This is a genomic window from Pseudomonas putida (genome assembly GCF_001976065.1).
GTDB lineage: Bacteria > Pseudomonadota > Gammaproteobacteria > Pseudomonadales > Pseudomonadaceae > Aquipseudomonas > Aquipseudomonas serbica.
Window position 1 is genome coordinate 810,411 of record NZ_MNAH01000003.1, and the last position, 23,108, is coordinate 833,518.

The 23,108-nt window shown below is 61.0% G+C and carries 22 protein-coding genes; 8 read left to right on the forward strand and 14 right to left on the reverse strand.

The window, feature by feature from the left end:
- The first annotated feature begins 68 nt into the window (after positions 1-68).
- A complete protein-coding gene (locus BKX96_RS14960; RefSeq protein WP_046816499.1) occupies positions 69-446 on the forward strand; it encodes a hypothetical protein in 378 nt (125 codons plus the stop codon).
- A gap of 133 nt (positions 447-579) precedes the next feature.
- On the opposite strand, the gene BKX96_RS14965 is transcribed toward BKX96_RS14960, so the two are convergent.
- Positions 580-789: a cold-shock protein gene (locus BKX96_RS14965; protein WP_077184466.1), complete on the reverse strand. Its 210-nt coding sequence runs from the start codon at positions 787-789 to the stop codon at positions 580-582.
- 165 nt (positions 790-954) lie between these two features.
- On the opposite strand from BKX96_RS14965, the gene plsB reads away from it, so the two are divergent.
- Together plsB and BKX96_RS14975 are read left to right on the forward strand one after the other, a co-directional pair.
- On the forward strand, positions 955-3,450 hold the full coding sequence (gene plsB / locus BKX96_RS14970; RefSeq protein ID WP_046816498.1) for a glycerol-3-phosphate 1-O-acyltransferase PlsB: 2,496 nt from the start codon (positions 955-957) through the stop codon (positions 3,448-3,450).
- Between the two features lie 39 nt (positions 3,451-3,489).
- Entirely contained in the window at positions 3,490-4,179 is a 690-nt protein-coding gene (locus BKX96_RS14975) for a DUF4197 domain-containing protein (protein ID WP_046816497.1), read from the forward strand.
- Positions 4,180-4,287: 108 nt separating this feature from the next.
- Here BKX96_RS14975 and BKX96_RS14980 read toward each other — a convergent pair whose 3' ends face one another.
- From BKX96_RS14980 to BKX96_RS14990, 3 genes are all read right to left on the reverse strand, one after another.
- Positions 4,288-5,631: a Fic family protein gene (locus BKX96_RS14980; protein WP_046816496.1), complete on the reverse strand. Its 1,344-nt coding sequence runs from the start codon at positions 5,629-5,631 to the stop codon at positions 4,288-4,290.
- Positions 5,632-5,829: 198 nt separating this feature from the next.
- Positions 5,830-8,895 (reverse strand): efflux RND transporter permease subunit, encoded by a 3,066-nt coding sequence (locus tag BKX96_RS14985; protein ID WP_046816495.1) that lies wholly within the window; start codon positions 8,893-8,895, stop codon positions 5,830-5,832.
- 6 nt (positions 8,896-8,901) lie between these two features.
- Positions 8,902-10,002 (reverse strand): efflux RND transporter periplasmic adaptor subunit, encoded by a 1,101-nt coding sequence (locus BKX96_RS14990; RefSeq protein WP_046816494.1) that lies wholly within the window; start codon positions 10,000-10,002, stop codon positions 8,902-8,904.
- A 93-nt stretch (positions 10,003-10,095) separates the two neighbouring features.
- Between BKX96_RS14990 and BKX96_RS14995 the strand changes: the two genes are divergently transcribed.
- On the forward strand, positions 10,096-10,734 hold the full coding sequence (locus BKX96_RS14995) for a TetR/AcrR family transcriptional regulator (RefSeq protein WP_046816493.1): 639 nt from the start codon (positions 10,096-10,098) through the stop codon (positions 10,732-10,734).
- 123 nt (positions 10,735-10,857) lie between these two features.
- Here BKX96_RS14995 and BKX96_RS15000 read toward each other — a convergent pair whose 3' ends face one another.
- The gene (locus BKX96_RS15000) at positions 10,858-11,640 is read right to left on the reverse strand and encodes a class I SAM-dependent methyltransferase (protein ID WP_046816492.1); all 783 of its coding nucleotides are present in this window, start codon (positions 11,638-11,640) and stop codon (positions 10,858-10,860) included.
- A 93-nt stretch (positions 11,641-11,733) separates the two neighbouring features.
- Here BKX96_RS15000 and BKX96_RS15005 point away from each other — a divergent pair, with 93 nt between their 5' ends.
- Positions 11,734-12,357 carry an energy transducer TonB gene (locus BKX96_RS15005; protein ID WP_077184468.1) on the forward strand — a complete coding sequence of 208 codons (624 nt, stop codon included), beginning with the start codon at positions 11,734-11,736 and terminating at the stop codon, positions 12,355-12,357.
- Between the two features lie 3 nt (positions 12,358-12,360).
- Here BKX96_RS15005 and BKX96_RS15010 read toward each other — a convergent pair whose 3' ends face one another.
- The 7 genes from BKX96_RS15010 to ppc form a co-directional block, all read right to left on the reverse strand.
- Positions 12,361-13,056, reverse strand: coding sequence for an extensin-like domain-containing protein (locus BKX96_RS15010; protein ID WP_077184471.1), 696 nt, complete (start codon positions 13,054-13,056; stop codon positions 12,361-12,363).
- A 2-nt stretch (positions 13,057-13,058) separates the two neighbouring features.
- Positions 13,059-13,880 carry an isocitrate lyase/PEP mutase family protein gene (locus BKX96_RS15015; protein ID WP_077184472.1) on the reverse strand — a complete coding sequence of 274 codons (822 nt, stop codon included), beginning with the start codon at positions 13,878-13,880 and terminating at the stop codon, positions 13,059-13,061.
- A gap of 32 nt (positions 13,881-13,912) precedes the next feature.
- Positions 13,913-14,773: a DUF72 domain-containing protein gene (locus tag BKX96_RS15020; RefSeq protein ID WP_082240494.1), complete on the reverse strand. Its 861-nt coding sequence runs from the start codon at positions 14,771-14,773 to the stop codon at positions 13,913-13,915.
- Positions 14,770-15,075, reverse strand: coding sequence for a hypothetical protein (locus BKX96_RS15025; RefSeq protein WP_046816487.1), 306 nt, complete (start codon positions 15,073-15,075; stop codon positions 14,770-14,772). The genes BKX96_RS15020 and BKX96_RS15025 overlap by 4 nt, the downstream gene beginning before the upstream one ends.
- 247 nt (positions 15,076-15,322) lie before the next feature.
- Entirely contained in the window at positions 15,323-15,997 is a 675-nt protein-coding gene (tsaB, locus tag BKX96_RS15030) for a tRNA (adenosine(37)-N6)-threonylcarbamoyltransferase complex dimerization subunit type 1 TsaB (RefSeq protein ID WP_046816486.1), read from the reverse strand.
- Between the two features lie 87 nt (positions 15,998-16,084).
- Positions 16,085-16,732: an adenylate kinase gene (gene adk / locus BKX96_RS15035; RefSeq protein WP_046816485.1), complete on the reverse strand. Its 648-nt coding sequence runs from the start codon at positions 16,730-16,732 to the stop codon at positions 16,085-16,087.
- A 289-nt stretch (positions 16,733-17,021) separates the two neighbouring features.
- Positions 17,022-19,652 carry a phosphoenolpyruvate carboxylase gene (gene ppc, locus BKX96_RS15040; RefSeq protein ID WP_077184476.1) on the reverse strand — a complete coding sequence of 877 codons (2,631 nt, stop codon included), beginning with the start codon at positions 19,650-19,652 and terminating at the stop codon, positions 17,022-17,024.
- Positions 19,653-19,852: 200 nt separating this feature from the next.
- On the opposite strand from ppc, the gene BKX96_RS15045 reads away from it, so the two are divergent.
- The 3 genes from BKX96_RS15045 (at position 19,853) to lptF (ending at position 21,721) form a co-directional block, all read left to right on the forward strand.
- Positions 19,853-20,197 carry a hypothetical protein gene (locus tag BKX96_RS15045; protein ID WP_046816482.1) on the forward strand — a complete coding sequence of 115 codons (345 nt, stop codon included), beginning with the start codon at positions 19,853-19,855 and terminating at the stop codon, positions 20,195-20,197.
- 273 nt (positions 20,198-20,470) lie between these two features.
- Complete coding sequence (locus BKX96_RS15050) at positions 20,471-20,878, forward strand: DUF4398 domain-containing protein (protein ID WP_046816481.1); 408 nt, start codon at positions 20,471-20,473, stop codon at positions 20,876-20,878.
- Positions 20,879-20,923: 45 nt separating this feature from the next.
- Positions 20,924-21,721, forward strand: a complete 798-nt coding sequence (gene lptF / locus BKX96_RS15055) for a lipotoxin F family OmpA-related lipoprotein LptF (protein ID WP_046816480.1) — start codon at positions 20,924-20,926, stop codon at positions 21,719-21,721.
- A gap of 76 nt (positions 21,722-21,797) precedes the next feature.
- On the opposite strand, the gene BKX96_RS15060 is transcribed toward lptF, so the two are convergent.
- Positions 21,798-22,127 carry a PA3694 family proteiin gene (locus BKX96_RS15060; protein WP_046816479.1) on the reverse strand — a complete coding sequence of 110 codons (330 nt, stop codon included), beginning with the start codon at positions 22,125-22,127 and terminating at the stop codon, positions 21,798-21,800.
- A complete protein-coding gene (locus tag BKX96_RS15065) occupies positions 22,124-23,038 on the reverse strand; it encodes an alpha/beta hydrolase (RefSeq protein WP_077184478.1) in 915 nt (304 codons plus the stop codon). The genes BKX96_RS15060 and BKX96_RS15065 overlap by 4 nt, the downstream gene beginning before the upstream one ends.
- Positions 23,039-23,108: the final 70 nt, after the last annotated feature.

Sequence of the window (23,108 nt, forward strand, 5' to 3'; positions counted from 1 at the left end):
CCTTGGGCAACGGCCCGAGACCGGCTAAATCCGCGAATGGATTTTTCAGACACGCAGTGAGGACATCCATGCGCCAACCCGATATCGAGATTTACCTGAAAGACGCCGACGTCGACCACAAGGCCATCTCGGCCTGGCTCGGCACGGCATTGGGCCCGTGCACCGACTGGGTGCAGAAAGGCCAGACCTACAAATGCAAGGCTGGCAACGTGCCAGTAACCTGGTTGCCCAAGGCCGTAGGGAAATGGAACAGCCTGTACCTGGAAAGCGACCAGACGCCGTGGGACGACGATATCGCCTGCGCCCGCGCCGCGTTCGCCGCACTCAACGTCGAAGTGCGCTGCGCACCGGGTAGCTGGGTCGAGGAAGAAGGTGAAGAGACGGCGGATCGCTGGATTCGCATCAGCGCCGACGGTGAAGAAGAGATCACCTGGAAAACCGCGTAAACGACGCCAATCACATGTGGGAGCGGGCTTGCTCGCGAATGCGGTCTGTCAGTCGCCATCAACATTGACTGACACACCGCATTCGCGAGCAAGCCCGCTCCCACATTGGTTCTGGGTGATCTGAAGATCCGAGTTACAGACCTACCACATCCTCAGCCTGCAAGCCCTTCTCGCCGGTCACCACCGCGTATTCCACCTGCTGACCCTCGGTCAGCGAGCGATGCCCTTCCCCGCGAATCGCGCGGTAATGCACGAACACGTCCACCCCGTCCTCGCGCTGAATAAAGCCGTAGCCCTTGGCGTCGTTGAACCACTTCACATTGCCGGTTTCGCGCGTAACCATGTCAGTACCCCCGTTGTTTTTATTTTGAGCGGCCGAGTATATGACACACACAAAAAGTCTCAACTACAGATTGGTTGACTGCTTTTTTGCCGATTTTCAGCGAATCCGGCACACTATCGAGCGCCCGAGCAAACGCTCGGTTTTATTCACTCACGCAGAAGCCGTATGACCCGCTCCCCGTTCCGCCGTCTTGTGTTTGGCACCCTGCGCCGGCTGTTGTACCTCTGGGTTCGCTCGGAGACGATCAACCAGTCGTCGTTCACCCTCAACCTCGACCGCAGTCGTCCGGTGTTCTACGTTCTGCAAAATCCTTCGCTGACCGACCTCGCCGTGGTCGACACCGAATGCACCAAGGCCGGCCTGCCGCGCCCGGTGCTGCCAGTCTCGGTGGGCAACCTGCTGGAACCGGCCGCGTTCTTCTACCTGACCCCGGACCCGGACTGGCTAGGCCGCCAGGACAAGCGCGGCGCACCGCCCACCCTGACCCGCCTGGTCAGCGCCTTGAGCCAGAACGCTGCCGAAGACGCGCAGATCATTCCCGTCAGCGTGTTCTGGGGCCAGTCGCCGGACAGCGAAAACAGTCCATGGAAGCTGTTGTTCGCCGACAGCTGGGCCGTCACCGGGCGTTTGCGTCGCTTGCTCAGCATCATCGTGCTGGGCCGCAAGACCCGCGTGCAGTTCTCCGCGCCGATCCACCTGCGCGAACTGATCGAGCACAACAAGGGCCACGAGCGCACCGTGCGCATGGCCCAGCGCATTTTGCGGGTGCACTTTCGCAACCTCAAAGCCGCCGTCATCGGACCGGATATTTCCCACCGGCGCAATCTGGTCAAGGGCCTGGTCAACCAGCCGCTGGTCAAGCAAGCGATCCTCGACGAAGCCGAGCGTGAAAACATCTCTGCGGAAAAAGCCAAGGCCCAAGCCCTGCGCTACGGCAACGAGATCGCCTCGGACTACACCTACACTGCGATCCGCTTCATGGAAGTGGTGCTGAGCTGGTTCTGGAACAAGATCTACGACGGCATCAAGGTCAACAACATCGAAGGGGTGCAAAAAGTCGCCCCGGGGTACGAAGTGATCTACGTACCCTGCCACCGCAGCCATATCGACTACCTGCTGCTGTCCTATCTGTTGTTCCGCAATGGCCTGACCCCGCCGCACATCGCCGCCGGGATCAACCTCAACATGCCGGGGATCGGTGGCCTGCTGCGTCGCGGCGGTGCGTTTTTCATGCGCCGCACCTTCAAGGGCAACCCGCTGTACACCTCGGTATTCAACGAATACCTGCACACCCTCTTCACCAAAGGCTTCCCGGTCGAATACTTCGTCGAGGGCGGCCGCTCACGCACCGGGCGCATGCTGCAACCGAAGACCGGGATGCTGGCGATTACCTTGCGCAGCTTCCTGCGTTCGTCGCGCATGCCCATCGTCTTCGTACCGGTGTACATCGGTTACGAGCGCGTGCTGGAAGGCCGCACCTACCTTGGCGAGTTGCGGGGCGCGACCAAGAAGAAAGAATCGATCTTCGACATCTTCAAAGTCATCGGCGCACTCAAGCAGCGCTTCGGGCAAGTGGCGGTGAACTTCGGCGAGCCGATCAAACTCGCGCAATTCCTCGACAGCGAGCAGCCGGACTGGCGCACGCAGGCACTGGGCCCGCAGTTCAAACCGGCCTGGCTCAACGAAACCACCAACCGCCTCGGTGAAAAAGTCGCCCGGCACTTGAACGAAGCGGCGGCGATCAACCCGGTCAACCTGGTTGCGCTGGCGCTGCTGTCCACCAGCCGCCTGGCCCTGGACGATCGCGCAATGGCGCGTGTCCTCGACCTGTACCTGGCGTTGTTGCGCAAAGTCCCGTACTCGCCGCACACCACGCTGCCGGACGGCGATGGTCGCGCTCTGATTGAGCACGTGAAGGACATGGACCTGCTGTCCGAGCAAAGCGACGCCCTGGGCAAGATTCTCTACCTGGACGAGCAGAACGCCGTCCTGATGACCTACTACCGCAACAACGTGCTGCACATCTTTGCGCTGCCGTCGCTGCTCGCGAGTTTCTTCCAGAGCGCGTCGCGCATGAGCCGCGAACAGGTCCTGCGCTACACCCGTGCGCTGTACCCCTACCTGCAAGCGGAGTTGTTCATTCGCTGGTCGCTGGACGAACTGGACGCGGTGATCGACCAGTGGCTGGAAGCCTTCGTCGAGCAAGGCTTGCTGCGTTTCGAAAACAACGTGTACCTGCGCCCGGCGCCAAGCTCGCGGCATTTTGTGCTGCTGACGCTGCTGTCGAAAAGCATCGCCCAGACGTTGCAGCGTTTCTACATGACCGTGTCCTTGCTGCTCAACAGCGGCCAGAACAGCATCAGCGCCGAAGAGCTGGAAGACCTGTGCACGGTCATGGCCCAGCGCCTGTCGATACTGCATGGCTTGAACGCCCCGGAATTCTTCGACAAGAGCCTGTTCCGCCACTTCATCCAGACGATGCTCGACCTTCAAGTGCTCAAGCGCGACGAGGCCGGCAAGCTGAGCTATCACGAGCTGCTCGGCGAACTGGCCGAAGGCGCGGCCAAACGGGTGTTGCCGGCAGAGATTCGCTTGTCGATCCGTCAGGTGGCGTTGCATCGCAGCGAAGATGCGGCGGATCAGCCCACGCCAACCGTCTAGATTGACTCGCCCAGAATTTTTTTGAAAAAGGAAGTTGCCATGTTCCGCCCCACCCTAAGCTTTGCCGGCCTGTGCGCAGGCTTGATGATCTCCGCCAGCGCCGCGGCACTGTCCCTCAGCGACCTGTCGCAGAAAGACGCCACCGGCGGGCTCAAGGACGCCCTGACCCAAGGCGCGCAACTGGCCGTGAAACAACTCGGCACCCCGGGTGGCTTCAGCAACAACCCGGAGGTGAAAATCGAGCTGCCGGGCAAACTGGGCAAGGTCGCCAGCAAAATGAAACAGTTCGGCATGGGTGATCAGGTCGACCAACTGGAAACCAGCATGAACAAAGCGGCGGAAAACGCCGTGACCCAGGCCCAGCCAATCCTCGTCGATGCGGTGAAGAAAATGACCGTGGAAGACGCCAAGGGCATCCTCAGCGGCGGCAATGACTCGGCCACCCAATACCTGAACAAGACCAGCCGCGAACAAATCCGCATCAAATTCCTGCCGATCGTCAAGCAAGCCACCGACCAGGTCGGCCTGGCCCAGCAGTACAACTCCTTCGCCGGCCAGGCCGCGACCATGGGCGTGATCGACGCGAAGAATGCCAACGTCGAAAACTATGTGACCGAACAGGCGTTGAATGGCTTGTTCGAGATGATCGGCAAACAGGAAGAAACCATCCGCCAGAACCCGGCGGCGGCGGCGACCAGTTTGGCCAAGAAAGTATTTGGTACGCTCTAAACCTCACCGAAAAACCTGTGGGAGCGAGCCTGCTCGCGATGAGGCCCGTTCAGTCAACATAAATGTTGGCAGGCTTACCGTCTTCGCGAGCAGGCTCGCTCCCACAAATCAGTTCGCTTTAACACGCAGAAAATACACCCACTCACGCCCCAGCTTGCGTTTCTCGAACAACGCCAAATCCACTAATCCGTTCAAGGTGGCCGACGCCGTGTTGTACGAACACCCCAGATTCTCCTTCACATTGATCGCCGTAAACTCCTTCGCCATCCCGCTCCTGGCCACCTGATACACCGCCCGCTGCTTCCCACTCAGCCGCTCGAAAAACCCGGACTCCGACAACCAACGATCAAGGCTCTCGGCATTAACAAGACTTTTCCTGTAGGCCTCGGTAAAACTGCTGACAGCACGCAGCACCACCAAACACTGGAAATCGATGAAATACGTCAGGTCCAGGTCATCCGCTTCGGTGTTGAGATAGGAACGGCCGTATTTCACCGGCGCATTGCGCAGCAAGACGCTGATTGCGATGTAGCGAAACGCCGAGAAATCGTTCTTGAACATGAACCAGTAGAACAACGCCCGCGCGACGCGGCCGTTGCCATCGCGAAAAGGATGCTCATAACCCAGGGCAAAATGCAGCGCGATGCCCTTGATCAACGGGTGCAGATGATCCACACGGTGCGGATCGTCATGGGATTGATTGATCCACTGCGACAACACCCGCAATCGGGCAGCGAGCCCCGCGGCGGGAGGCGGTACATGAACGGTATTGCCCTGGCCGTCCTGCACCACCACGTCATCCCTGATCCGCAGATGCCCTGGCGAATATTGCGCATCGTCGATACCGGATACGCCAACGCGATGAAGTGCCGTGATTAGCTCGACACTCAAGGGCTCGTTCCGTTTCTCCCAGGCAAAGTTCATCATCCTGTAATTGCCGATGACCATTCGCTCATCCGGCGTACGCGGCAGGCGATGGCGCTTGAGCATGTCCTTGGCCACCCGAGTGGTAGTCGCTGCACCCTCGAGCTGACTGCTGCTGATGGCTTCGTCTTCGATCAGGTCGTTGAGCAGGTAGCTGAAATGCGCGTTCTCGCCGATCTGGCTGCTCATGTATTCCAACGCGGCCGTCGTCGTTCGACGGTCCACGGAGGAAATCGCTTTTTGCGCCAAGGGCGTCAACAGGAAACGGCCCCATTGCACCGGCTCACCCAATGGCAACAGGCTGGCGTACTGCGCTGTTCGGGCTTTCTTGACCAAAGCCCAGCAAAGATTCGAATCCAGTCCAGAGGCCCAGCGATAACGCAAATCATCGAATGGCAAATAGCGCCCCTGCTCGTCCAGGGGCTTGAGCAAGGCGAGGTATTCAGTGAGGCGCTCCTTGTGGGGCGACTTTGTCAGCAAATCAAAAACCGGGTCTGACCGCCCCTTCAGCATGGGTGGCTTCTTCATTGGAGCTGTCTCGAAAACTCGTGAAACCGAGTCTTGAGTACAACATCCGGACCTGCGAGTCTCAATATCGGACGGTTCTGATATGGCTGTAGGAAGTGCCGCAGGTTCGGGCCGTGGTTGGACGATTATTTGATTTTGACAATCAAGATCAAAGATCGCAGCCTGCCGCAGCTCCTACAGGTGTACACGCTTGAACAATCAGGCCGGTTCTTTCTTGACCCGGAACCAGGCCGCATACAACGCCGGCAGGAACAACAGCGTCAACGCCGTCGCCACGATCAACCCCCCCATGATCGCCACTGCCATCGGCCCGAAAAACACACTGCGCGACAGCGGAATCATCGCCAGGACCGCCGCCAGCGCGGTCAGCACAATCGGCCGGAAACGCCGCACCGTGGCCTCGATGATCGCCTGCCAGGGTTTCAGCCCGGCAGCGATATCCTGCTCGATCTGATCCACCAGGATCACCGAGTTACGCATGATCATCCCCGACAGCGCGATGGTCCCGAGCATGGCGACGAACCCGAACGGCTGACGGAACACCATCAGGAACAGCGTCACCCCGATCAAGCCCAGGGGCGCTGTCAGGAACACCATCGCGGTGCGCGAAAAACTGCGCAATTGCAGCATCAGCAAGGTCAACACCACCACGATAAACAATGGCACGCCCGCCTTCACCGAGTTCTGCCCACGCGCAGAATCCTCGACCGTACCGCCCACATCCAGCAAATACCCGTCAGGCAGTTCCGCGCGGATCGGGTCCAGCGTCGGCATGATCTGCTGCACCAGGGTCGCCGGTTGTTCCTTGCCATAAATGTCGGCACGCACGGTGACGTTGGGCAGGCGATTGCGGTGCCAGATCACGCCTTCCTCGAAGCCGTATTCCAGGGTCGCTATCTGCGACAGGGCCACGCTGCGACCATTGTCGGTCGGCACCGCCAGGCTTGGCAGCAGCGACAGCTCGGTGCGCTCGTGCAAGGTGCCGCGCAGCAGGATCTCGATCAACTCGTTGTCTTCGCGGTACTGGCTGACGCTGGAACCGGTCAGCGAGCTCTGCAAGAACTTTGACAGGTTCGCCGTGCTCACCCCCAATGCCCGCGCACGGTCCTGATCGATGTTCAGGTACACCACCTTGCTCGGCTCTTCCCAGTCCAGGTGGACGTTGACCACATGGGGATTTTCGCGAACCTTGGCCGCGACTTTGCGGGCCAGTGCGCGGACTTCCTCGATGTGTTCACCGGTCACCCGGAACTGCACCGGATAACCAACCGGCGGACCGTTTTCCAAACGAGTGACCCGCGAGCGCATGGCCGGAAATTGTTCGTTGAGGGTAGTGATCAGCCAGGTGCGCAGGGATTCACGCTCCTCGATGGTTTTCGCCAGGACAACGAACTGGGCGAAGCTCGCCGCTGGCAATTGCTGATCCAACGGCAGGTAAAAACGCGGCGAACCGGTGCCGACGTAGGCCACGTAGTTGTCGATCCCGGCTTTGTCCTTGAGCAAGGCTTCGAGGCGCTTGACCTCCTCGGCCGTGTTGCTCAGGGACGCGCCTTCGGCCAGTTTCAGGTCGACCATCAACTCCAGTCGGCCCGACGCCGGGAAAAACTGCTGTGGCACAAAACGAAACAGCACGATGGACGCAATGAACAGCACCACGGTCGCCATGATCACCGTCTTACGCCAGCGCACGCACCATTCCACCAGGTGCCGAACGCGCTGATAAAACGGCGTGGCGTAGGGATCGGGTTGGCCGGCACCGTGTTTGGCTGCATGAATTTTCGCCAGGTCCGGCAGGAGTTTTTCCCCCAGGTACGGCACGAAAAGCACCGCCGCCACCCAGGACGCCAATAGCGCAATGGTCACCACTTCGAAGATCGACCGGGTGTATTCACCGGTACCCGATTGCGCGGTGGCGATCGGCAGGAAACCGGCAGCGGTGATCAGCGTGCCGGTGAGCATCGGGAAGGCGGTACTGGTCCAGGCATAACTCGCCGCCTTGATCCGGTCGAAGCCCTGCTCCATCTTGATCGCCATCATTTCCACGGCGATGATGGCGTCGTCCACCAGCAAGCCCAGCGCCAGCACCAGCGCGCCGAGGGAGATCTTGTGCAGGCCAATCCCCAGGTAATACATGCAGGCGAACGTCATCGCCAGCACCAGCGGAATGGCCAGGGCCACCACCATGCCGGTGCGCACACCGAGGGAGAAGAAGCTCACCAGTAACACGATGGCCAGCGCTTCGACCAGCACCTGGACGAACTCGCCGACCCCGGTCTTCACCGCAGCCGGTTGGTCGGAGACCTTGCGCAGTTGCATGCCGGCCGGGAGATTTTTCTGGATACGGGCAAACTCGATTTCCAGGGCCTTGCCCAGCACCAGGATGTCACCACCGTCCTTCATGGCCACGGCCAGGCCGATGGCGTCCTCACCCATGAAGCGCATGCGCGGTGCCGGTGGATCGTTGAACCCGCGTCGCACGTTTGCGACATCCGAGATGCGGAACGTCCGATCGCCGACACGAATCGGGAAGTTCTTGATCTCTTCGACCGTCTGAAAATTACCCGTGACCCGTAGCTGCAATCGCTCGCTGCTGGTTTCGAAGAACCCGGCGGTGGACACCGCATTCTGCTCTTCAAGCGCCTGTTGCACCGCCGCCAGGGGCAGCCCGAGGGTGGCGAGCTTGACGTTGGACAGCTCGATCCAGACCTTTTCGTCCTGCAATCCGAGCAGGTCGACCTTGCCTACATCCTTGACCCGCTGCAGCTGGATCTGGATGCGGTCGGCATAGTCCTTGAGCACGGCGTAATCGAAGCCCTCGCCGGTCAGGGCGTAGATATTGCCGAAGGTAGTGCCGAATTCATCATTGAAGAACGGCCCTTGAATGCCCGGCGGCAGGGTGTGACGAATGTCGCTGACCTTCTTGCGCACCTGATACCAGAGGTCCGGGATATCCACCGAGTGCATGGAGTCACGGGCGATGAACGTCACCTGGGATTCACCCGGGCGGGAGAACGACACGATGCGCTCGTACTCGCCGGTTTCCATCAGCTTCTTTTCAATGCGCTCGGTGACCTGGCGCGAGACTTCCTGCGCAGTCGCTCCCGGCCAGTTGGTGCGGATCACCATGGCCTTGAAGGTGAACGGCGGGTCTTCGCTTTGACCCAGCTTGGTGTAGGACAGTGCGCCGACGATCGCCAGCAAAAGCATCAGGAACAGGACGATCTGGCGATTACGCAGCGCCCAGGCAGAAAGATTGAAACCCATCGGGGATTACTCCTTGTCCGCCAGATTGACCACGCGGTTGGAGCGATCCACCGGACGCACTTGTTGCCCGTCGAGAAGCACATGGACGCCGGCGGCCACTACCCAGTCGCTGGCACTGAGGCCTTCGAGCACGGGGACGGTTTTTTCACCGAAGGCGCCGACCCGCACCGGGGTCTTCTTCAAGGTGTTGTTGGCGCTGACGACCCAGACGTAGGTCACGCCATTTTCCGCGGTCAGCGCCGACAGTGGCACCGACAACGGTACGGCCGCGTCGGTCTGCACGAAGACCCGGGCGCTCTGGCCGAGTTCTGCCGGCACCCTGCCGGCATTGAAGGCGATACGCGCAGCGAAGGTGCGGGACTTGGGATCGGCGGCCGGCGACAGTTCGCGGATGTGTCCGGCGAAGCGCTGATCCGGTTGCGTCCACAATTCAACCGACACCGGCTGGCCGACCTTGAAGCGGCCGAAGCTCTGCTCCGGCAGGCTGATCAACACTTCCCGCTCGCCATCGGTGGCCAGGGTGAACACCGTTTGCCCGGCCGCGACGACTTGCCCGACTTCCACCGCACGCTTGGCGACTACACCATCCTGCGGCGCGCGCAGTACCGCGTAACTGGCCTGATTGGTCGAGACGTTGAATTCGGCCTTGATCTGTTTAAGACGCGCTTCACCGGACCGATAAAGGTTTTCGTGATTGTCGTACTGCGAACGGCTGACCAGCTGCCGCTCCATCAGGGTTTTATAACGATCACGCTCGGCGCGCACCATGTTCAGATTAGCTTCGGCGGCGGCGACCTGGGCGCGGGTGGCTTCCAGTTGCAGGCGTACGTCCTGGGGATCGAGTTCCGCCAGCGGTTGGTCGGCCTTGACCCGCTGCCCTTCGTCGACCAGTCGTCGGCTGACTTTGCCGCCAATGCGGAACGCCAGGTCCGGTTCAAAGCGAGCGCGGACTTCGCCGGGATAGCTTTCCGTCGCCTGGGTCGAAGGCTGTGGCTGCACCACCATGGCCGGGCGCACGCTGACAGCAGGCGCCTCCTCGTGACCACACGCGGTCAATAAAAACGCCAGGGTGACTGGCAACGCGAGGGGCAAGGCATAGCGGAACATGGTGAAGGACCTTTCGCCAATGGTGCTTGGAATAATTATACTGACGAGTATGTTATTAATAGCAAACTCACCAGTCCAGTAATAAAAGCGAATATGCCGAACAATCTTTCAGCACCCAGTGGCCCGGGCCGCCCCAAGGATCTGGCCAAGCGCCAGGCGGTCCTCGATGCAGCGAAAACGCTGTTTTTGACCAAGGGTTACGCCAACACCAGCATGGATGCAGTCGCTGCGCAGGCCGGGGTGTCGAAGCTGACGGTCTACAGTCACTTCAACGATAAGGAGACGCTGTTCTCCGCCGCCGTGGTGGCCAAGTGCGAGGAGCAATTGCCGTCGCTGTTCTTCGAATTGCCGGAAGGCGTGGCCGTGGAAACGGTGTTGTTGAACATCGCCCGCGGCTTTCATCAGCTGATCAACAGCGACGAGTCGGTGAACCTGCATCGCCTGATCATGGCGTTGGGCAGCCAGGACCCGAAACTCTCGCTGATCTTCTTCGAGGCTGGGCCCCAGCGCATGCTCCACGGCATGGAGCGGTTGCTGGCGCGAATCAACGAAAGCGGCGTGTTGAGTATCGATAAACCGCGCAACGCGGCGGAACACTTCTTCTGCCTGCTCAAGGGCGCGGCGAACTTTCGGTTGCTTTACGGCTGCGGCGAGCCGTTGACCGGCGATGCGGCCGAGAGCCATGTGCAGGAAGTGGTGGGATTGTTCATGCGGGCTTATCGGCCTGAGTGAGCCAAATAGATTCAGGCTGCCGGGTCTGGCCCCATCGCGAGCAGGCTCGCTCCCACATGGATCTATGCCACATCGTAGATTCCCTGTGGGAGCGAGCCTGCTCGCGATTGGGACGACTCGGTCTTACGGCTTGAGCGCCTTTTTCGGATAGATGTCATATCGACTGGACTTGCCATCCAGTGCATGACTCGGCTTCGGCCCTTCGATGCATGGCGCCTTGCGCGGGCGCTTCACCACAACCCGGTGGGTGGCCAACGCCAATGCCGCTTCGAGCAAGGCCGGTGCATCGGGATCATCCCCTACCAGCGGCCGGAACAGGCGCATTTCCTTCTTCACCAAGGCGGTTTTCTCACGATGGGGGAACATCGGGTCGAGGTAGATCACCTGCGGCGGGTCGCCCTCCCAATGGCGCATCACCTCGATCGAATTGCCCTTGAGCAGGCGCATGCGCGCCACGATTGGCGCCACGTCGAAATCTTCCGCGCCCCGGGCCAGGCCATCTTCGAGCAAGGCACCGATCAATGGCTGACGCTCGATCAGGCTCATCTCGCAGCCCAGGCTGGCCAGCACGAACGCATCCTTGCCCAGCCCGGCGGTGGCATCCAGCACACGCGGGCGTACGCCCTGGGCGATGCCGACAGCCTTGGCGATCATCTGGCCGCTACCGCCACCGTACAACCGCCGATGCGCCGCACCTCCCTCGACGAAATCCACCCGTACCGGGCCTGGCGCATCCGGCCCCAACTGTTGCAGCTGCAACCCCTGGTCACCCACCTGCAACGCGAACTCGCCATCAGCCATTTGTAGCGGCAGGCCCAGGCGCTCGGCCCATTGCTCGGCCTGGGGCTCGAAGGCCGCGCCCAGCGCCTCGACATGGATGCGGCAGGCCGCAGGTTGATCAATCATCGGAAAACACGCTCAAAAAATTAATGATCGGCAAAAACGGCCGATAACAAAACTAACGAGCATTTTGCCAGAGCTGAGCGTCGACCGAGAGAAATGTCAGACATTCAACCCACAATCACAGGTTTTATCTCGCCCTACGGCGACTACAACCTGCGCAACACCCAGGCGCTGAGCGGCGTCAGTCACATCTGGCAGGATTTCTTTGCCCGTGCGCTGGCCGAACAGTCGGGTGAGGCAGTGCTGCCTGAATCGTTGAATTTTCCACCGGTTGATCTCGACAGCCCGGTTGAGCCCAGCGTTGGCAGCGACTTGCTGGCACACATCGTTTCCCAGCGCGAATGCGACGTGAGGGACAACGAAGTTCGTCCGCCAGAGCCGTTGTTCCTGCCGATTGCCGAGTTCGACATGGACCTGGCCGACAAGCCATTCCCACCCTTCCCGCCTGAAGAAATCGACGCCCAGCAAAAGCAGCAGGACTTCGAGAGCGGCTGGGTCCGACCGATCGTACTCACCGCCGGCCAGCACCTTCCAGCAGCGGGCCCGACTCCACAACCGCGTGCGCTGCACCTGCCCATCGCCGAGTTCGAACTCGAGCTGCTGGACAAGCCGTTCCCGCCGTTCTCGCCTGAAGAATTGGTGGAACAACAGAAGCAGCTCGATTTCGACAGCCGCTGGGCGCGCCCGATCGTTCTGCAGAACCTGCGCCTCGCCGCCTGAGCCTCAACGACAGACCCACCACGGCCCGACATCCACATGAAAGTGATTGCGATGGGCGGCGTTGTAATCCGGGCTCAACACCACACTGAACAGGCCACAGGCGCCATCGCGAACCTGCCTTAGAAACTGCGCGTCCTGATTATCCTTCGGCCAATCCTTTAGCACGCTGATGGTCCGACCGTCAGCCAGGCGAAAACCGGCGATATCCAGCGCATTGGCCGACGCATGCTGGCTACGCCTGCCATTCTCGCGACTGTAGACATTGCGACAGGCAAAGCTGCCAAGATGATCGACCCGGGTGACCGCTTGCCCATAGACCGCCTGCGCCGCCGGTTGCAAAGCGTGATGCTCGAACAGGGCAAACGACACCGCCAGTCGGCAACTGGCGAGGAAACTGCTGCTCAGGGCGACTCCGCTGCCCTGGACTCGCAGGGTATTGGTCAGCGGACATTCGGCGTCCGGGCTGTCGGCCTGACGGGTCACACGCAATCCAGAGCTGCTCAGCGCCTGGTCGCACAGCTGCGGATCAGCGCGCAGCCGCATCAGTTTGTAGCGGGTCAACAGGTTCGGCGCGGCCTTTACGTCCAGCGGTGCCCAGGGATTCCACTGCGGCGGCAGCGAAATCCAGCCGCGCCAGACGCCCGCACCTGCCGCTGCGATGATCACCAGTACCAGCAGCAGATACCCGCGAAGCCGCATCGTCAGCCTTTGAAAAACTGATTGGCCTGGGCGTACGGCATGGAGCGTGACGTGAAGCCGAACGTGCCCGCTGTCCTGATCTCCCCGGCGGCGCGATAGAACTCGCCCATCGCCGCCAAGGCCAACGCCGAGCCGACGCTGATGCGCTTGACGCCCATTTCGCTCAGTTGCTCGACCGTCAGCTTCAAGCCGCCGGACATCAATACGTTGACCGGCTTGGGCGCCACGGCGCGGACCACCGCCAGGACTTCGTCCGCATTGCGCAATCCCGGCGCATACAACACGTCCGCACCGGCTTCGGCGAACGCCTGCAAGCGGCGAATCGTGTCAGCCAGATCCGGATTGCCATGCAGGAAATTCTCGGCCCGGGCGGTCAGCGTAAACGCGAAAGGCAAGCTGCGGGCGGCCGCGACGGCGGCCTCGATGCGCGCGACGGCATGCTCGAAACAATAAATCGGCCCCTGCGCACGGCCGGTGAAGTCTTCGATCGAACCGCCGACGGCACCGGCGCCCGCAGCCGCCAGAATGCTCTGCGCGCACTCGGCGGGATCATCGGCAAAGCCGTTTTCCAGATCGACCGCGACCGGCAGGTCGGTGGCGGCGACGATCGCCCGGACGTTGGCCAGGGTGTCGTCCAGGGTCAGGCCGCCATCGGGGCGTCCCTGGGAAAAAGCGTAACCGGCGCTGGTGGTCGCCAGCGCCTCGAAACCCAGGCTGGCGAGTATTTTCGCCGAACCTGCATCCCACGGATTGGGGATCACAAAAGCCCCTTGGCGTTCGTGCAGGGCTCTGAACGCTTGGGCTCGAAGGGTTTGCGCATCCATTGGCAGGCTCCTGTAGGGAAACGAGTCCGCTGTCAGAGCAAGCCAAGTTGCTCGGCCGCGGGCTCTCTGTATAGCTCAGGCAGCGCCGGCAAGCCAGGCAGTCGCAGCATCAGGCGCGCATGAAAACGTTGCGCCAGTTTCGCCGCGAGCAGATTGTCGGCGGTGTGCAGGAAGATATAGGGCGTACGGCCCTCTTCGATCCACAGGGCAATTTTCTCCACCCACGGCAGCAGGAACGGATCGTTGGCCTCAAGCTGCGGATGACCGATGAAGCGCACCTGTGGAAACCGCGTGAATGCTGCCGGACGCGGGGGCACACGGGGTTTCTTCGATTGGGCGTGCAGTACTGAAGGCTCGGTCGAGGTGCAGCTGAACAACGCACGGGGATCGAGACAAATGCGCTCGACACCGCGATCGAGCAACAGGCGATTGAGCTCGCGCTCGCTATCACCCTTGGCGAAAAAGTCGTCATGCCTCACTTCTACGGCCAGCGGTCGTTGCAGGCCATCGATAAAGCCGGCCAGTTCGGGCAAGCGTTGTGGCGTGAAGCTTTTCGACAACTGCAACCACAGTGGCGAAACCCGCTCACCGAGGGGTCTGAGCAGTTGGGTGAAGGTCTCGGCGGCGGTCAGTTGATCGCGCAAGTCACCGCCGTGGCTGATGTCACCGGGAAATTTGGCGGTGAAGCGAAAATGCTCGGGCATGGTTTCTGCCCAGCGCTGCACCGTGCTCGCAGCCGGGCTCGCATAGAAGGTTGTATTGCCTTCGACGGCGTTGAATACCTGGGAATACAGATCGAGAAATTCCGCGGGCCTGGCATCTGCTGGATACAAATAATCGCGCCAGGCGCTTTCACTCCAGGACGGGCAACCGAGGTAGTAAGGCAGCATCAGATGTACAGATCGAGGCCCAGCACTTGCGCATCCCAATCGACGAAACTGGCAGTACTCAGATAGCTGGAGAGTGCCATTGCCACGCTTCTGCTCATCGCGCGGTGATAAAGCATGTCCTGCTGACGGGCGGGAAGATTGCTCAGCTTTTGCGCAGCGGCTTTGGCGGCACGGGCAGCCAGTTGCTCTTCAGAGGCGAACTCCAGCTCGCCTTCGATATCGACGGACTCGTCATGCACGACCTGGTCTTTGCGAGGCTTGCGCTTGATGGGGTAGGACTGAGAGGAAACGCCGTCTATACGCATAGGTGCATGCTCGGTATCAGTAATGGCAGTCTAGTGGCACCTAAGCCACATCGCAAACCGCCCAGTGATAACTAGAACACATAAAAGGCAAAAGGTTTAAAACCCGGGGTTAGAAAACGACGATTGGTTTCGTCAGGGAGATCGCCTTCGTCGGATCGCCGCCCGGAGCCGGCTCGCTCCCACAGGGATTGGCGTAAATCCTGTGGGAGCGGGCTTGCTCGCGAATGGGACGACACGGTTTCAAGGATTAACGCGCCTTAGGCGTCGCTACCTTGTCCCGCAGATAAACCGGCTGCGCCTCATCCGCCACGATCGCCTCGCCCCGCGCCCAGGCAAACCGCGCCAGGGTCAGCAAATCTTCGGCGTGGGGCAGCATGCCCGCATCCTGGCCGCTCAGGTCGACGGCGATGCGCTCGGCATAACCCCAGCCGGTGCCTGCACCGAACCATTGGCCACTGGCATCGGCCGGCAACGCGGCCGACTCCGGAGGCAATACCGCTTCGGCGCCGACCAGGCGCATCTCCCCCGCGGTTTCGCGGTAGCAGCCCCAATACACCTCGTCCATCCGCGCATCAATGGCCGCCGCGACCTGGCTGACGCCGTGTTCGCGATAGGCGCGTTGGGCCAACACCGCCAGGTTCGACACCGGCAATACCGGACGATCGAGTGCAAACGCCAGGCCTTGCACCACGCCGATGGCAATGCGCACGCCAGTGAACGCGCCCGGCCCCCGACCGAAGGCGATGGCGTCGACCGCTTGCAGGGTGGTGCCGGCATCGGCGAGCAACTGCTGGATCATCGGCAGCAGCTTCTGTGCATGCAGGCGCGGAATCACCTCGTAATGGCTCGTCACTTTGCCGTCATGCAGCAAGGCAACGGAGCAAGCTTCAGTCGCGGTGTCCAGGGCCAGCAAGGTGCTCATCGATGTATCCACAAGAGAGGTCAGAAAAAGTGCGCCAGTATAAACAACTACGGCCCGCAAGCGGGCCGTAGAAGATGAAGCGTTTTTTTAGCTCAGTGCTTCAAGCACCTTGGCGGTGATCGATTCAACCGAACCGACGCCTTCGATATGGCTGTACTTCGGCTTGCCGTTGGCAGCCGACAGCTTCTGGTAGAAGTCCACCAGCGGCTTGGTCTGCGAATGGTAGACCGACAGGCGATGACGCACGGTTTCTTCGGTGTCGTCCTTGCGCTGCACCAGCTCTTCGCCAGTGATGTCGTCCTTGCCGGCAGTTTTCGGCGGGTTGTAGACGATGTGGTAAACGCGACCGCTGGCCTCGTGAACGCGGCGACCGGCGATACGCTGCACGATCTCTTCGTCTTCAACGGCGATTTCAACCACTGCGTCCAGCTCGACACCGGCAGTCACCAGGGCTTCAGCCTGGGGAATGGTGCGCGGGAAACCGTCGAACAGGAAACCGTTGGCGCAGTCAGGCTGGGCGATACGGTCCTTGACCAGGGCGATGATCAAGTCATCGGACACCAGGCCACCGGCATCCATGATGCTCTTGGCCTTGATGCCCAGCTCGGTGCCGGCCTTGACCGCAGCACGCAGCATGTCGCCGGTGGAGATTTGCGGAATGCCGAATTTTTCGGTGATGAACTTAGCCTGAGTACCTTTACCGGCCCCGGGAGCTCCCAGCAGAATGACGCGCATCGATGTGCTCCTCAATTTTTTATTTAGATAACGTCAGATTCGCCTCGTGGGGCCAATCTCAAAAATAGGGTCGTGACCGCCCAAACGGCCAAAGGCTGCTCAAGATACACAGCAGGCTGCGCCCACACAAGCCGCCAAAAGTCGGAGAAACCGCTGTCTGTCGTGCCCCCGCAACCCGGTTCCCCAAGTCGCAACCCCATCATTAACTGTCGCCTGGCAGCACTTTTGCACCCGCCATCGAGCCGCATCCGACGCCCGCGCCGGATGCTCCAACCCCTGGCAAAAAACCTTAGCCGGTATTGCGCAAACCGGCGGCAATCCCCGCTACAGACACCAGCAACGCCTGTTCTACCGGGCTGTCCTGTGCCACATCCGGTTGCCGCGATCGTGCCAGCAACTCGGCCTGCAATAGATGAAGCGGGTCGAGGTAAGTGTTGCGCAAACGGATGAATTCAAGGGTGGCTGGGCTATGTGCCATCAGCTGTGACTGGCCGGTCAGCCCGAGAACGATGGCGCACGCCTGCGACAATAGGTCGCGTAAGTGCGCACCCAATGGCAGCAAGTCCGGTTCGACCAATCGCTCGTCGTAGGACCGGGCTATATCCGCGTCGGCCTTGGCCAGGACCATTTCCAGCATGTCGATGCGAGTGCGGAAGAACGGCCATTGCTCGCGCATCTGCGCAAGCAGTTCGCCTTCACCGCGCTCCAGCGCCTTGCTCAGTGCCGCTTCCCAGCCCAGCCAGGCCGGCAGCATCAGGCGGGTCTGGGTCCAGCCGAAGATCCACGGGATGGCCCGCAGGCTTTCGATCCCGCCGGCACGTCGCTTGGCCGGACGACTGCCCAACGGCAGGCGCCCCAGTTCCTGTTCCGGGGTGGATTGGCGGAAATACTCCACGAACTGCGGATTTTCCCGCACCACGGCGCGGTAGGCGCTGACGCCGTCGGCGGCCAGTTCGTCCATCAAGTGGCGCCACTCAGGCGTTGGCGGTGGCGGCGGCAGCAGGGTCGCTTCGAGTACCGCGGCCAGGTACAGATTGAGGTTTTGCTCGGCGATGTCCGGCAGGCCAAACTTGAAACGAATCATTTCTCCCTGCTCGGTGGTGCGGAAGCGTCCGGCGACCGAACCCGGCGGCTGCGACAGGATCGCCGCGTGGGCCGGGCCGCCGCCACGCCCCACGGTGCCACCGCGACCATGGAACAACAGCAGTTCCACTTGTTGTTCGCGGCAGATATCCACCAGCCGCTCCTGCGCCCGGTACTGCGCCCAGGCCGCCGCCGTGGTCCCTGCGTCCTTGGCCGAGTCGGAATAACCGATCATCACCTCCTGCGGTCCTTGCAGGCGCGAGCGATAGCCCGGCAGCAACAACAACTTCTCGATCACCGGGCCCGCGTTGTCGAGGTCGGCGAGGGTTTCGAACAGCGGCACCACGCGCATCGGCCGCAACACGCCGGACTCTTTGAGCAACAACTGCACCGCGAGCACATCGGAAGCGGCACCGGCCATGGAGATCACGTACGAGCCCAGCGACGCCCCTGGCGCGGCGGCGATTTCCCGGCAAGTCGCCAGCACTTCGGCGGTGTCGGCCGAGGGCGTGTAGTGGGCCGGCAGCAGGGGCCGACGGTTATTTTGTTCGCGCGTCAGGAAGCTGATGCGCTCTTCTTCGCTCCAGTCTTCATAGCGACCCAAGCCAAGGTAATCGGTGATTTCGGTCATCGCCGCAGTATGGCGCGACGAGTCCTGGCGCACATCGAGGCGCACCAGGAACAGGCCGAACGTCACGGCCCGGCGCAGGCAATCGAGCAACGGACCGTCGGCGATCACGCCCATGCCGCACTCATGCAGCGAGTGATAGCACAGCTCCAGCGGATCGAGCAGGTCGCGATTGTTTTGCAACACATCGGCGGGTGCCGGCGTCGGCGTCGACAACGCGGTGTGCGCCCAGTTTCTGGTCGCGCGCAGGCGTTCGCGCAGCTGTTTGAGCACCGCGCGGTAGGGTTCGGCGCTGTCGCCTGCCTTGGCCTTCAATTCTTCACTGGCCTGCTGCATCGACAACTCGGCCGCCAGGTGATCGACATCGCGCAGGTACAAGTCAGCCGCCATCCAGCGCGCCAGCAACAGTACTTCGCGGGTCACCGCCGCCGTCACGTTCGGGTTGCCATCGCGGTCGCCGCCCATCCACGAGGCAAAGCGAATCGGTGCGGCTTCCAGAGGCAAGCGCAGGCCGGTGGCGGCGTGCAGGGCCTGGTCGGCCTTGCGCAGGTAATTGGGGATCGCTTGCCACAGCGAGTGTTCGATCACCGCGAAGCCCCATTTGGCTTCGTCGACGGGCGTCGGCCGCGTGCGGCGGATTTCTTCGGTGTGCCAGGCTTCGGCGATCAGGCGCTGTAACCTCGACTTGATCTGCTCACGCTCGGCGCTGGTCAGGTCGCGATGGTCCAGGGCTGCCAGTTGCGCGGCGATGGCGTCGTATTTCTGAATCAACGTACGGCGCGCGACTTCGGTCGGGTGTGCGGTCAGCACCAGCTCGATTTCAAGTCGACCCAGTTGCCGGGCCAGGGACTCGGCGCCATGACCTTCGGCGCGCAGGCGGGCGAGCAACTCCGGCAATACCCGCGCCTCGAATGGTGCCGGCTGGGACTCTTCGCGACGGTGGATCAGCTGGTACTGCTCGGCGATGTTGGCCAGGTTGAGAAACTGGTTGAAGGCCCGCGCCACCGGGAGCAATTCGTCTTCCGTCAACTGATTGAGGCTGGCGCTCAGTTCGGCATCCATGGAGCCGCGACGGTCAGCCTTGGCGCCCTTGCGGATCTGTTCGATCTTGTCGAGAAAGCCGTCCCCGTACTGTTCACGAATGGTGTTGCCCAACAACTCACCCAGCAGGTGAACGTCTTCGCGCAAGCGTGCATCAATATCGGTCATCAACAGTTCTCCAGCGAAAAATCCGGTCGACCAGGAACCTTAAGAGTGCCGCTCCAGACCGGTTCTTACAAGCAAGACGACGAAGGGCCTGTAAACCTTTGGCGTTGAAGCTAGTCTCAACAGTACGCCGTACAACGGCTGTCGCCGGCGCCTGCCGGACATTCCCCGCCTGCAATGAGCAGGAGCGCAATGAGGTCATTATGAAAATCCGCGAGCTTGCCAACCACTGGGAAGAAAACGCCAAAGGTCGCCTGACCGACACAGGCTATTCGATTCATCTGGACGTGGAGGCTGCCGCACGGCTTGCGGCGATCATCGAGATGTACCCCAAGCGGCATCCCGAAGAACTGTTGGGCGAACTGATCGGGGCTGCCCTGGAAGAACTGGAAAAAAGCTTTCCCTATGTGAAAGGTACGACCGTCGTAGCCACTGACGAAGAAGGCGACCCGCTGTACGAAGACATCGGCCCGACCCCACGTTTTCTCGCCTTGTCCCGTCGTCATCTGCACGATTTGTCGGCCGGGGGCGACAAACAGAAACACTGATTTTTCCCCCTATCTTCCCTTCTGAAAAACGCTGTTCGCGCCCCCTTCGAGGGGCGTGAACATGCATGCTTATCCCCACAATCCTCGGTATAGAGCCCCGCCCACTTCGTCGAAGTTTTTTTCGGTAGCAGGCTAATTTCTCTGAACTTTCAAAAAACGCCTCGGGTCAACCCAGTAACCACGCCTGGGACGGCCGTATCAAAACGCCCCCAAAACGGTAGCTTTCGGCTCCTTGCCCAGGATGGATGTTCACGTTGCTCAGGAGTTAGCCCAATGGAGTTGAAATCAATGAAAACCCGAACTGGCAAATCCTCTTCCCTGCACGGTCTGAAAATGGCGGCACTGGCGATCGGTGGCAGTCTCGTACTGGCCGGTTGCGCCGGTAACCCGCCTACCGAGCAATTCGCCGTCACCGAGTCAGCGGTCAACAGCGCCGTCAGCGCCGGCGGTACCGAATTCGCCGCCGTGGAAATGAAAGCTGCACAGGACAAGCTCAAGCAAGCCGAAATTGCCATGCACGACAAGCAGTACGATCAAGCCAGGACCCTGGCCGAACAGGCTGAGTGGGACGCTCGCGTAGCCGAGCGCAAAGCCCAGGCGATGAAAGCCGAACAGTCTGTGAAGGACTCTCAGAAAGGGGTTCAGGAACTGCGTCAGGAAAGCCAGCGCACCGTTCAGTAACGGCGCGGCGCGACGTATTTCTTAATCGATTGAAAGGACTAAACCATGAATTGCAAACACATGATGATCCCTGCCCTGCTGGCCGCAAGCGTCGCCCTGGCTGCGTGCTCCACGCCACCGAACCCTAGCCTTGAACAGGCCCGCACCAATTATTCAGGGCTGCAGGCCAACCCGCAGGCGAGCAAAGTCGCGGCGCTGGAAACCAAGGAAGCCAGTGATTATCTGGACAAGGCCGATAAAGCCTATCTGGACAAGGAAGATGCGGCCAAGGTCGATCAGTTGGCCTACCTGACCAATCAGCGCGTCGAAGTGGCGAAACAGACCATCGCTCTGCGTACCGCCGAAGCCAACCTGAAAAATGCTTCCGCGCAACGGGCCCAGGCCCGCCTGGACGCCCGCGACCAGCAGATCAAGCAGTTGCAGGACAGCCTCAACGCCAAGCAGACCGATCGCGGCACGCTGGTGACCTTCGGTGATGTGCTGTTCGCCACCGACAAGGCCGAGCTGAAATCCAATGGTCTGGTGAACATCAACAAATTGGCGCAGTACCTGCGGGACAATCCGGATCGCAAAGTGATTGTCGAGGGCTACACCGACAGCACCGGTACCACCTCGCATAACCAGTCACTGTCGGAACGTCGCGCCAGCTCCGTGCGCACGGCGCTGGTGAAGATGGGCGTCGATCCGACCCGCATCGTCGCCCAGGGCTATGGCAAGGAGTATCCCGTAGCGGATAACACCAGCGTCTCGGGTCGGGCCCAGAACCGTCGGGTGGAAGTGACTATTTCCAATGACAACCAGCCGGTGATTCCACGTTCGGCGGTGAGTGCCAACACCCAATAATTGGCAATAACGCAAAACCAATGTGGGAGCGAGCAAGTCGAATCGTCGCACCGCCGCTCCCACATTTTATTTGTGTTTACTGCTCCAGCTTCTGCGGCGTTTCCTGCCCCATGCAACGCACGGCCTTTTTCTTGTTGTTGATCAACACGCCGGTCAATCCTTTCTGCTCGGTATCGAACAATACCAGCACACCATCGATGCACTGCGCCACCTGCGCCGCCGGCTCCAGGGAGACTTTGTAGTCTTCGCCCGGCACGGTCTTGAGCATGGTGAATTCGTTGAGCAGCAACGCATCCTCTGGCTTGGCGAAGTGCAGGTAGCCGTACCACCACAGGGCGGCGACGGTGCCGAGGATGCTGCAGATACCGGTGATGATCAGCGGGATGGCGTTGCGTTCTTCACTCATTGCGGGCTCTCTGGTGGTTCATTTTCTGAATTCGGTGGCGCCGGGTAATTGGGGATTTCACCCAGGCGGCGCAGGCCGTTGAAATGCTGCGGGTCATCGAGATAACGCAACATGACCTTGCGCCAGACCGGGTCGGCGAATGTCTGCACATGACCGCCACGGGTCAATTGCAGCACCCTTGGCGGCGGCGCAGCTTGATACAGTCGGATCCCGTTGGAAAGAGGCACGAGCGGATCGTCGATGCTGTGGTAGATCAGTTTCGGCACGCCATTGAGTTGCGCCATGGAGTTGATCGCGCTGTCGCCATCGGGCACCAACCAGGACAGCGGCACCTGGAACGCCCAGAACACCCATGAATTGCTCAGCGCATAGCGGCCGACGCTACGGTAACTGGCGGGCACGCCATCGAGCACAAGGGCCTTGAGCTGCTTTTGCCGCTCGGGGTGTTGCACCAGGTAGTGGACGGCCATCGACCCACCGAGGCTTTGGCCGAGCAGGATCAGTGGCTTGCCCTTGACCTCGGGGGCCTGGTCGAGCCATTTGAACGCGGCGTCGATGTCCTGGTAGATCGCCGGCAGGCTCGGCTCGCCCTCGGATAAACCATAGCCGCGATAGTCCACCAGCAGTACCTGGTAACCCTCCTTGGGCAACCACCAGCTCCCGCCCAGGTGCATGGGCAGGTTGCCGCCGTTGCCGTGCAGGTGCAGGACGGTGCCTTTGACCTCGACCCCCTTTTTCGCCGGCAGCCACCAGGCGTTCAGCTTGAGACCGTCGGCGGTGGTCAGGGTGACCTCGCGGTATTCGAGCTTGGCTTTTTCCGGGGTGAACAGCTGGCCGGGTTCGGGGTAGAACAGCAAGGAACTGCAACCGCTGAGGACCAGGAGAAGGCAGAAGATGCCGAGGATTCTCATCCGTTGAAACCTCGCGATATATGTGAATATCTGACCCTGCAGGAGCTGGCTTGCCAGCGAACGCCGTAAC